Source organism: Nostoc sp., from assembly GCF_036917555.1.
Classification (GTDB): Bacteria; Cyanobacteriota; Cyanobacteriia; order Cyanobacteriales; family Nostocaceae; genus Nostoc.
Window position 1 is genome coordinate 1 of the sequence record NZ_JBALDD010000095.1, and the last position, 10,956, is coordinate 10,956.

9 protein-coding genes are annotated in these 10,956 nt (G+C 41.2%); 5 read left to right on the forward strand and 4 right to left on the reverse strand.

Annotation, left to right across the window (positions count from 1 at the left end; genetic code table 11):
* Positions 1–1,067, reverse strand: a 1,067-nt coding sequence (locus tag V7K60_RS34865) for a FecR family protein (protein ID WP_334932802.1), incomplete at its 3' end; no start/stop codon positions are given.
* Positions 1,068–1,739: 672 nt separating this feature from the next.
* Between V7K60_RS34865 and V7K60_RS34870 the strand changes: the two genes are divergently transcribed.
* The gene (locus V7K60_RS34870; protein ID WP_334932804.1) at positions 1,740–3,041 is read left to right on the forward strand and encodes a hypothetical protein; all 1,302 of its coding nucleotides are present in this window, start codon (positions 1,740–1,742) and stop codon (positions 3,039–3,041) included.
* Between the two features lie 61 nt (positions 3,042–3,102).
* Here V7K60_RS34870 and V7K60_RS34875 read toward each other — a convergent pair whose 3' ends face one another.
* Complete coding sequence (locus V7K60_RS34875; RefSeq protein ID WP_334932806.1) at positions 3,103–3,972, reverse strand: sulfurtransferase; 870 nt, start codon at positions 3,970–3,972, stop codon at positions 3,103–3,105.
* Positions 3,973–3,998: 26 nt separating this feature from the next.
* On the opposite strand from V7K60_RS34875, the gene V7K60_RS34880 reads away from it, so the two are divergent.
* The 4 genes from V7K60_RS34880 to V7K60_RS34895 all read left to right on the forward strand — a co-directional run bounded on the left by V7K60_RS34880 (position 3,999) and on the right by V7K60_RS34895 (position 8,796).
* Positions 3,999–4,922, forward strand: a complete 924-nt coding sequence (locus tag V7K60_RS34880) for a tRNA (5-methylaminomethyl-2-thiouridine)(34)-methyltransferase MnmD (protein WP_334932808.1) — start codon at positions 3,999–4,001, stop codon at positions 4,920–4,922.
* Between the two features lie 512 nt (positions 4,923–5,434).
* The gene (locus V7K60_RS34885; RefSeq protein WP_334932810.1) at positions 5,435–6,679 is read left to right on the forward strand and encodes a two-component system response regulator; all 1,245 of its coding nucleotides are present in this window, start codon (positions 5,435–5,437) and stop codon (positions 6,677–6,679) included.
* 203 nt (positions 6,680–6,882) lie between these two features.
* Positions 6,883–8,262, forward strand: coding sequence for a bifunctional UDP-N-acetylglucosamine diphosphorylase/glucosamine-1-phosphate N-acetyltransferase GlmU (glmU, locus tag V7K60_RS34890; protein ID WP_334932812.1), 1,380 nt, complete (start codon positions 6,883–6,885; stop codon positions 8,260–8,262).
* Between the two features lie 111 nt (positions 8,263–8,373).
* Complete coding sequence (locus V7K60_RS34895) at positions 8,374–8,796, forward strand: DUF29 family protein (protein WP_334932814.1); 423 nt, start codon at positions 8,374–8,376, stop codon at positions 8,794–8,796.
* Here the strand turns inward: V7K60_RS34895 and V7K60_RS34900 are convergent.
* Positions 8,787–9,740: an isoaspartyl peptidase/L-asparaginase gene (locus tag V7K60_RS34900; RefSeq protein WP_334932816.1), complete on the reverse strand. Its 954-nt coding sequence runs from the start codon at positions 9,738–9,740 to the stop codon at positions 8,787–8,789. The genes V7K60_RS34895 and V7K60_RS34900 overlap by 10 nt on opposite strands.
* On the reverse strand, positions 9,740–9,934 hold the full coding sequence (locus tag V7K60_RS34905; RefSeq protein WP_094350216.1) for a DUF2256 domain-containing protein: 195 nt from the start codon (positions 9,932–9,934) through the stop codon (positions 9,740–9,742). The genes V7K60_RS34900 and V7K60_RS34905 overlap by 1 nt, the downstream gene beginning before the upstream one ends.
* Positions 9,935–10,956: the final 1,022 nt, after the last annotated feature.

The following is a 10,956-nucleotide window of genomic DNA, read 5'->3' on the forward strand; positions in this document are numbered from 1 at the left end:
GGTGTTGGATTTGTTGGAGTTACGGGTGTTGGTTCTGTTGAGGTTACAGGTGTTGTAGTTACGGGTGTTGGTTCTGTTGAGGTTACGGGTGTTGGTTCTGTTGAGGTTACAGGTGTTGTAGTTACGGGTGTTGGATTTGTTGGAGTTACGGGTGTTGGTTCTGTTGAGGTTACAGGTGTTGTAGTTACGGGTGTTGGTTCTGTTGAGGTTACGGGTGTTGGATTTGTTGTAGTTACGGGTGTTGGATTTGTTGAGGTTACAGGTGTTGGTTCTGTTGAGGTTACGGGTGTTGTCTCAATTGGGCTATTTAAAGGACTAGGAGTTAGCTTCATTTCAAATACTCCCTCACCTTTTATCGGTGGCTGTGCTTCCAAAGCCGCAGCGGTTTCGGCTTGAACACTGGTGATTGCAGGATCGCGTGTAGGCGGCACAGGACTCTGCCTGTTCAAATCAAGTTCCCGAACCATCTGGCTCGTTTCATAAAAATTTCTGAGATCAAAATCATATAACCTCTGAAATTCGCCTTTGATTATAATCACCATCTGCCCTGCTTTCAACACCTGAGTTTCAGAGGCTTTTTTGTTTGAAACTTCAATGCCGCTATTTGTCAGCGCACCCACAATCGTGGTGTCTGTTTGTTGGTCGTAACGTACAAATAATGCTGAACCACGAATTGCTGCTGCTGCGTTTGGTGTTTGTATACGTGTTTGCCCCTTTCCTGGTGGGATGAGCAATAACACAGTCCCATTTGTCAGTTTAAAGTCACGAGTCTTCGGCAAAAATTGAAATAACGCCTGTTCTCCAACTCGTGCCAAAGAGCCATCATTAAAACGTAAATCTGCTAGGGAAGCTCGACCAGTTGACAACCCGTCCCCAGGGGTCATTGCATCTAATTTGCGTGCAGGACGTTTCTTCAATTTATCTTTAGGTATCAGTTGTACGATGTTGCGGAGGTTCTGAATCTCTGCTCGTGTTAGAGGAGTTATAGCACTTACCCGATTTGGCAAAGGCAGTACTATAACTCCCCATAAACCAATCACCAATAATGGAAACGATTTATAAAACATAGTTTGATAAATTTTTACCTTCAACTAATATCATAAAAATTAAAGTTTAGGCTAATGCTAATTGTTGTAAGAGTTTTTTAGGTAGATTAGTTTAAAGTTTAATTTAGATTGAATGCATAAAATAGATAATAAATGAAATAAATGACTCATATTTTATTTCTGAAAACTCAGCACACATCTATTATCTTTTTTCGTGTCCGCCTGTTCCTTATCTACGTAAGCAAGTTCATGAATAAAATTGGATTACTATATGTATTTAGTTGATTTAAATTTTCCTTCTGAAACTTAAATTGTATGCAATAAAGTTTGTAGCAGATTTAAAAGTTAGTATTTGATATAAACAATTAAATCAGAAGTACCTTACATATAATCCTTTATAATCAGTTCAGCCAGAGGAGCATTAATTATGGAGGACAATAACATGTTAAGGATTTGTTGTGAAATTACCCACTGGCTGTATTTCACTAAAATTTAAACAGCAATTTTATCAGAGGATCTCAGTTTTACAAAAAAATCTGGGAAAAAATCCGAAAAGCAATAATTTTAGTTTGTAGTTTCAGTATATACCTACAAAGCTAAAATAGATGCAATCAACTGTATCTTTGTAATCGGAACTTCCGATATAGCTTGTGGGTCTACATTTGCCAAACGCAATCAACGCGATCTAACCAGATGCGACTCAAGAACTGGAAAAATTTGTTTTTTTGTATTTTGTTAACGTCCAGTGGTGGAGGCTGGTGTTGCATTAGAGTAAATGCGGCAGAATCTGCAATTATAGATGTTTGGCATCCTGATAACTTAGCAACCACACAAGTAACTCATGAGCAGTTATGTCAGAAGTTGGAGCAAAAGGCAATAAACTCTGTGTGCAAGCTGTCGAGTGAGTCAGATACTTTAGACTCTCGAATGCCGTTAAATCTGGTACAGCAAACACCAGAAACGACTCAAATCCCAGATCAAACTGAAGAACCTATAGATACTCAAAAGCAAAATGACCCGCCACAGCTAGAATCGCAGCCAAATAATTTGCCCATATCTCCTTCAGACTCAAAAGAGCAACTATTCAATTTACCTGAGATAGAGTATTCCCAAAGGCTAGAGAGGTTGATAGAACTGCTACGATCGCCAAAACAAACGTTTGAATCTGATAGTGATCGCGAATTGGGATTGCGGGTACGGTTACGACCTTTAGAACAACAGCTACCACCACTGACAGAACAACCTGTACCTGAGTTTAAACCTATCGGCTATCTACAAGGACGTGTTGGCTACTTCCAAACGAGTAACATTTTTTCCTCAAATGATAGTCCCATAGAAGATGGTTTAATTATTTCTGGACTGACACTAGCCTCTACATATTTCCCTTTGGGATCTAAGACTTTTGTAAATGGCTCAATTGATGGCAATCTGATTCGTTATATAAATCAGTCAGAGTATCATTACAACCAGGTGAGATTCAATCTCAGTATTTACCAGCAGCTATCCCAACGAATGTTTGGAGAAATCAGTTGGAGCAATCAACAGTTATTTTATGCCAACAGCAGCGATCGCCTGGATAGCTTCAAAGCAGGCGATCACTTTTTAAATGAAAATTCCCTACAACTATCTTTGGGACGCCGAGATCCCTTAACTTCAAGATTAACCCTAGATAGCTTCTACGAATTGAGTGTAAATTTTGCCGATCCCCAAAGTCGTAATCGGATAATCAATTCTTTTTGGGTGTCTCTGAACTACTACTTGCAAAAGCCTCTTCAGGTTGGTATTGACTACCAAATGAATTTATCAGACTTTACACAGCGCGATCGAGAAGACGAATTTTATCGGCTATTCGGACACTTAAATTACCGAATATCCGATACCATTTATATGAATGTCCAGGCTGGAGTAAGTTTAGGTAGTTCAACCGCCGAAAACATTGATTTTGATGGCTGGTTCTTCAGTATTAATTATGGTTTGCAATTAGGTCGGTTTTGAGAAGAGTTAGGAGTTAGGAGTTTGGAGTTTTAATTCTTAACTTCTCACTCCTAACTCCTAACTATAAATAGGAAATCCAATCACTCCAGCTACCAGCATAAAGTTTACCCTTGCTAATACCAGCTAATTCTAAAGAAAGTAAATTCACACAAGCAGTAACGCCAGAACCGCAATATACCAATATTTCTGCGGCTGTTTCTAGCTTTTCCCACCGACGCCGTTGTTCTTCTAGAGGGAGTAGGTAGCCGGAAGAGTCTGTAACTTCTTGCCAGGGATAGTTGAGTGCACCGGGAATATGTCCGGCAATTCGATCGATTGGCTCTCGTTCGCCTCGGTAGCGATCGCTCTCTCTTGAATCTACCAATACTACCTCGCGGCTATCTTTCTGGCTTTTCACTGCTGTAATATCTACCATCTTTTCTGTTTGTACTTGAGCGACAAACGTACCTATTCGGGGGGGAGGAATAACATCTGTAACAGAATATCCAGCTTTTTGCCATCCAGCCAAGCCTCCATCCAGTACTGCTACTTGCTCATGTCCTAGATAGCGCAACAGCCACCATAGACGAGCTGCAAAGGCAAAGCGCGAATCATCATAAGCTACAACTAAACTTTTTTGGTAATTTACACCAATCACTGCCAATTTGTTAGCTATATCATTAGGGTTAGGTAAAGGATGTCTGCCACCATGCCTACTTACTGGACTGGAAAGATCCTGATTCAAATCTAGATAATATGACCCCTTTATATGACTTGTTTGATACTGTTGTTGTCCTAGTTGTGGATCGGCTAAAGAAAAGCGACAATCCACAATAACGACTTGCGGATCTTCTAGATGTTCAAACAGCCAAGCTGGCGAAACAACAAATTGGGGACTTGTACTGAGCGACTTGCCTTGAGCGAAGTCGAAAGGAGCCGAAGTATTGGGCATTAGTCATTATTTAGTTTTTTTGTAAGATGTCAGACTTAGAGAATTTTACACCTAAGTTAACAGCAGATGGTTCTTTCACCTTTGTCTCTCAAGAGTTTGGTGAATCCTTTCACAGTCATTCTGGGGCTATGCAGGAAAGTTTTTGCAAGTTTGTGGAACCTACTCAACTGGCTACAGCAGCGCAAAAACCGATCTTGCGACTATTGGATGTTTGTTATGGTCTAGGATATAACACAGCTGCTGCTTTGCAAACAATTTGGGCAGTGAATCCTAGTTGTTGTGTTGAAGTAATCGGTTTAGAACTGAATCCAATAGTGCCACAAGCAGCGATCGCTCATCAGTTGTTCGACAATTGGAACTGTAACTATATTGAAATTTTGAAAAAGCTAGCTTTTGAGCATCAAGTACAAACACCTTGCTTGAAAGCGAAGCTACTAATTGGCGATGCTAGAACTACGATCGCGCTAGTACGTCAGTCAGGTTTCTGGGCAGATGCAATTTTCCTCGATCCCTTTTCACCACCACAGTGTCCTCAATTATGGACTGTTGAATTTATTAAACAGCTGTCATTGTGCTTACATCCAGATGGTTTATTAGCCACCTATTCTTGTGCTGCTGCTGTACGCACAGCACTTTTGTCTGCTGGCTTGGTGATATCTTTTACCCCACCCGTAGGAAGGCGATCGCCTGGTACGGTGGCAACACATTCTAAAAATGCTGACTCTAAAGACCACTTCCCACTCACTACCCTCTCAGAAATTGAAAAAGAACATTTGCTAACTCGTGCTGCTATTCCCTATCGTGATCCTCAATTGAGCGATTCAACCGAAGTCATAGTCAGGCGGCGACAACAAGAGCAACAAACCTCTTGCCTGGAACCTGCCTCCCATTGGCGAAAAAGGTGGTTATTGGGAACACAAGGCAGGAATTTTATGGAAACTAGTTTGTAGTTTGATTACAATATCATACAATATGCTACATATATGGACTGGAAGCCTAATTCAACGAGTTTTTACGAGCCGAATAGCTTATTTATATGTTAGTATTCAATATTACATAATTTTTAACAGTACTTGAGTATTGCTATAACTGAGTAAGTAAAAACATTTATATCTAATAATTACAATGATTACTATAAAGACTTGAAACTCAAAATCCGATATCTCGATATAAAGCATTCAATTATAACGCTTTCTGAAGCCACAAGGCTAAAAAATCTCCGTAAAAAACCTGATTTAACATTTGTGAGAATTTATCATACTGGAATTAGAAGCAAAAAATTTGACAACAAGATCCATCTTGTTCGTAACATAAAACATATATGCTGCGAAAAATTCAGATCGGCGGCTTGAGATTATGCATAATCCATATCGAAACTCTGACTCAGATACAGTCGAATCTTAAATTTGTTTTTAAAATCTGACACTGTTAACTAACTTGTGCAAAAACTTGGAGCGCCTTTGTGATTCAATGGAAATCCAACCATACAGGCTTTACAGAAAAAATTGTTAATGGGTCAAACCCCATTAGCACAGTGAAGAGTATCGGTTCAAATCATGCCGTGGAATCGCAAAATGCGGAGGGTTCTTCTTTAGGCTTATCTCAAGGAGACCTTATGCTTGAAGATAGGCAAGCAATGTCTTCTTGGATAAAATCTGATGTTAATTGTGGTGATGATTCATTGGTCTCTAAAACACTACAAGCCAAAGGTTCTAAAGTGAATGGGTTTGATTTAGATCCGCCGAAGGTTTTAGTAGTTGATGATCATGCCGCCAGTCGGATGACTGCTGTTGCACTCTTGGGGATGGAAGGATACGAAGTAATTGAGGCGGACAGTGGTTCTATTGTTGTGGGATTGGTAACTCAAAAAGAACCAGATTTGATTTTGCTGGATGTAATGATGCCAGGAATGGATGGATTTGAAGTGTGCCAATTGCTTAAACAGGATGAGCAGACTAGGTTAATCCCAGTAATTTTTATTACAGCGTTAAATGACAGGCGATCGCGCATTCGGGGAATTGAAGTTGGGGCAGATGATTTTCTCACCAAACCCTTTGATCGGGTGGAACTAGCGGCGCGTGTAAAGTCCTTGGTACAGCAGAAGCGTTTGAACGAAGATTTAGACCATGCCGAACAAGTACTGTTTTCTATTGCCATGTCCATTGAAAGCCGCGATCCCAATACAGGCAACCATTGCGAACGTCTAGTAAAACTGGGACAAGTTTTTGGTGAATACCTCAACCTCTCACGCTATCAAGTTCGAGATTTGATGTGGGGTGGTTATCTCCACGATATCGGTAAGGTGGGTATTCCCGATGCTGTGCTGCTAAAAAAAGGCAAACTTACCTCCGAAGATTGGCAAATTATGCAGCAGCACGTTTTGATTGGAGAAAAAATCTGCCAACCACTACGGAGTATGCGTGGTGTAATTCCGATTATTCGTCATCACCACGAACGTTGGGATGGCTCAGGCTACCCTGATAAACTCAAGGGGGATGATATTCCCTACCTAGCGCAAGTATTTCAGTTAATTGATATTTACGATGCCCTAACCAGCGAACGACCTTACAAAAGAGCTTTTACTTCAGCAGAAGCACTTTTAGTGATGCAAAAAGAAGCTGATTCCGGTTGGCGTAATCCCAAACTAATGCAGCAGTTTGCAGAGTTTATTTGCTTTTGTCAGGAAAAAGGGAAGAGTGGGGAATAGGGAGTAATGATTTGTAGCTGCTGTAATCAACGCTAATTGGTATTATGGTAATCTCCACTTTTGAGGAGTGAAATTATACTGACTGCTGAATTCTGACTCCTTTGATATTTTCAGTCTTCTATAATTAGCTGGTATGATTTGAGCCGAGATTTTAAAGTACCAACAGCATTAATCACAATTTTACTGATAGCTGATAGCTAATTATGGTAGTTGTAGCAATTCTAGCGGCAGGACGCGGCACACGGATGAAATCACGCTTACCCAAGGTTTTACATTCTTTGGGTGGGCGATCGCTATTAGAGAGAGTTCTCGAAAGTGTAGAACCACTTTCGCCCTCACGGCGAATCGTGATTGTGGGATATCAATCCGAGGAAGTGCAAGCCGCCATGCATTCAATTCCCAGTTTGGAGTTTGTTGAACAGACTGTGCAATTGGGGACAGGTCATGCTATCCAGCAATTACTTCCTCACTTGGAAAATTACACTGGAGATTTGCTGGTACTTAACGGCGATTTACCATTAATACGCAGCGAAACTCTTAAGCAGATGTTACAAACTCACGCCCGAAATCAAAACGCTGCCACTATTCTCACCTCGCACCTACCTGACCCCACAGGCTACGGGCGCGTTTTTTGTAACGATGAAAATATTGTGCAGCAAATGGTTGAACACAAGGATTGTACGGCTACTCAAAGACAAAATCAGAGGATTAACGCTGGAGTTTACTGCTTTTGCTGGCCAGATTTGGCAAAGGTGCTTCCCCACCTCCAGGCAAACAATGCCCAAAAAGAATACTATCTTACCGATGCCGTGACTCAGGTGGGACAAGTAATGGCAGTGGATGTGGAAGATTACCAAGAAATTCTCGGTATCAACGATCGCCTGCAACTAGCAACAGCATCCGAAATTTTGCAAAAACGAGTCAAGGAAAAATGGATGCTGGCGGGTGTCACCCTCATCGACCCCACAAGCATCACCATTGATGAAACAGTGGAATTGCAGCCGGATGTAATTATTGAACCCCAAACTCACCTGCGGGGAAATACGGCGATCCAAACAGGAAGTCACATTGGGCCGGGGAGTTTAATTGAAAATAGTCAGTTAAGTGAAAATGTCACAGTGCAATATTCAGTAGTCATAAATAGCACCGTGCAGGCCGGAAGCCAAATTGGCCCTTATACTCATTTGCGCGGTCAGGTACAGGTGGGTGCTGGTTGCCGTGTGGGGAATTTTGTGGAATTGAAAAATACGCAATTAGGCGATCGCACCAATGCAGCACATTTGTCATACATAGGCGATACTGTTGTCGGCAATCAGGTGAATATTGGTGCTGGTACAATTACTGCCAACTATGACGGCGTGAAGAAACATCGCACCAAAATAGGCGATCGGACAAAAACTGGCGCCAATAGCGTTTTAGTAGCTCCGCTCACCTTGGGAGATGATGTCTATATCGCAGCTGGTTCTACAGTCACAGAAGATGTTCCTGATAATTCTCTGGTAATTGCCCGTAGTCGTCAGGTGGTGAAACCAGCTTGGCGCAGGAAAAGTGTTGACAATAAAACCACAGATCAACATAAATAATTCATCGGTGTTAATTGCGGTTGATCTGTGGTTTTAGACTATAAACCAGGATTTTTGCGAGTTGTCTAATCTAGCTAGATTAGTAGTAAAGCCAAAATCTCAACATATAACATGGAAGAACTGCTAGAACTTAGGCAATTTCTAGAACAAGGCAAAATCCATGAGGCGCTGCTGTTGGTGGATGAGTTAGAAGAAATGAGCCTCAGTGACAAAATCAATAAAATTGATAGTTATGGTGTGATTCTGCTCATCCATTTAATTAAACAAAAGTCCGAAAAACGTTCTACTCGCTCTTGGGATGTTTCAATAGAAAATACAGTGCGTGAAATCAACAAAATAAACAAGCGCCGCAAATCCGGTGGCTTTTACTTGAATCAAGCAGAATTACTCGATATTCTGGAACAAGGATATCAAGTGGCACTAAAAAGAGCGGCGCTAGAAGCTTTTGAGGGGCGTTATGAAGCCGAAGAATTAGCTGCAATGGTTGACCAGCAAAAAACTTTAGCCGAAGCCCTGAAACTGATTCAACAATAGCCGATCAGTTCGTTGCCAGTCCATTCCAAAGTATCACCAATTTTTTCGCCGTCGTGGTAGGCGGCGAGTAAGATTTCACTAGTTTTTCCCCAAGCGATCGCTCCACTAGCATCTAAGGCGATCGCTCCCAAATCGCGTTTATTCTCGTGGGCTTCCCCAAAGGATCGTTGCATGGCTTCCTTCAGTGACATCCCATCAGTGACACGCACTACAATCCGTGCGGCTAAACACTCATCGATGATATCTTCACCAATGCCAGTACAGCTAACACCAGCATTACTAGTAGCATAATTACCTGCTGGCATCGCCGAATCACTTACCCTGCCAATCCGCTCAAATCCCTTACCACCAGTAGAAGTGCCAGCAGCTAGCTTACCAGATACATCTAAAGCTACTACACCGATAGTTCCGCGTCTGGCATTGCTGGTTTCTAGCAGTTCGGGTTCTGCTACCACGCCAGCCATTGTGCTTTTAAAATTATCCTGGCGCTCTTGTATCCACTCTTGTAACCGCAAATCAGTTAAAGCGTTATAGCTGGGAATTTGCATTTCCCGCGCCAACTCAGCCGATCCGAAATCTGATAGCACTCGGTCTGGCGAGCTTTGTAAAAATTGCGCTAAATCAATAGGATTTTTCACCCGCGAGATATTAATCACACCACTAAACCGCCCTGATGCACCATCCATCAAGGAAGCACTCATACGAATTTGCCCATCAGATTGCAATACTGAACCAGTACCAGCATTAAAGCGGGGGTTGTCTTCGAGCATTAGGCAACCCTGCACCACCGCCTCAGAGGCAGTTGCTCCTGACAATAGCAGAGAATAAACTTCTTCTATTACTGTATGGAGCGATCGGCGCACCGCCTCTAATCCGCCTTTACCGTGGAGAGAACTACCAGCCCCTCCATGAATAATTAATTTAGGTTGCACCTGTAACTCCATTAATCTCTTGCGCTATTTGCGTCTGTATTGCGGTTGGTTTCATTTTGAGCTTCAGAACGGCGACGACGACAACGTTCTGAGCAATATTTCACATCGTCCCAACAATCTTGCCACTTTTTACGCCATGTGAAAGGACGTTGACATACCGGACAGATTTTTGTAGGTAGGTCAGATTTAGAACGAACACGTCCCATATAAGTACTGTGTAGATGAGAATTTCATTTCTGAGGGAGATGGAAGATAATTATAACCAGTTTGCTAAGAAGGCAGGATAAGTTCGACGAATAAATATATTGTCAATCTATCCTTAGACCTATTTGCAATATCTCTTCTAAAAGGAGAGAGGCTTTGAATCTTACTATCCTTCTCTTTTAGGGACTTGCAAAAAATAAATTATCCCAAATTATTTCTAGATTTGTAGGGGCGCAAGGACTTGCATTGGTGTCAACTTAAGGTTAAAGCTTTTAGCAGATTATCTCATTGCCTGTCGGAGACTGAGAATGCCTAATGGGAGGCAGCATTTCCAGCCTCTGGTTGGAAACAAGATTTTAAAGGAGTTTTAGCTTAAGTTGACTGATACCAATGAAGGCCATGAAACACCCCTGACGAGTTAGGGATGTTTCATTGCCTAAAAGGTGCTGATTTACAAGCGTTTCAAGCAAAAAATCAGGTGAATAAAAAATCTGATTGCACCAGAAAATGGTGATGCCTCCAGCAAGGTTTCGCCAACGCACTGAAATTGACTCTTGGAGATAGTAATTTTTCGATTACTAACTTCCCCAAATTTGTTGCCTATATTGTTGACAATATCCTTGATCGAATCAAACAGCCTTGGAGGTTAGGGGGATTAAAAGTGCCTAAAGTCATATATAAACACTTTTAAAACAATCTCTAAATACTAAAGGTTGTAAGTAGCTTGATAATACATAGCAAAATACTTTTTCAAACAATTTATAAATGCTAAATACTGTAAATAACTTGATAGTATAATGTTTTTTATTTTTTTGGAGAAAATTTACGTAAAACTACTATTAATTGAATTCTAATAGTGCTATTGTTTGTATGTCACTAAAAAACAAGTTGTAGTGGCACGACGACAAACAAGTTGATCTTACTAATTTTTAGGAAAGTAAAATCATGATTATCAACGATCTTTCTCATGTAGAAACCGTTCTTGAAAATGAGAATGTTCAAGGTGGAATAGCTTTTGCAGATG

Bases quoted from the DNA above. Each gene is read 5' to 3' on its own strand.
- V7K60_RS34875 (WP_334932806.1), bottom strand. From the start codon at position 3,972: ATGCCCAATACTTCGGCTCCTTTCGACTTCGCTCAAGGCAAGTCGCTC.
- V7K60_RS34905 (WP_094350216.1), bottom strand. From the start codon at position 9,934: ATGGGACGTGTTCGTTCTAAATCTGACCTACCTACAAAAATCTGTCCG.
- V7K60_RS34895 (WP_334932814.1), top strand. From the start codon at position 8,374: ATGGAAGAACTGCTAGAACTTAGGCAATTTCTAGAACAAGGCAAAATC.
- V7K60_RS34870 (WP_334932804.1), top strand. From the start codon at position 1,740: ATGCGACTCAAGAACTGGAAAAATTTGTTTTTTTGTATTTTGTTAACG.
- glmU (WP_334932812.1), top strand. From the start codon at position 6,883: ATGGTAGTTGTAGCAATTCTAGCGGCAGGACGCGGCACACGGATGAAA.
- V7K60_RS34900 (WP_334932816.1), bottom strand. From the start codon at position 9,740: ATGGAGTTACAGGTGCAACCTAAATTAATTATTCATGGAGGGGCTGGT.
- V7K60_RS34880 (WP_334932808.1), top strand. From the start codon at position 3,999: ATGTCAGACTTAGAGAATTTTACACCTAAGTTAACAGCAGATGGTTCT.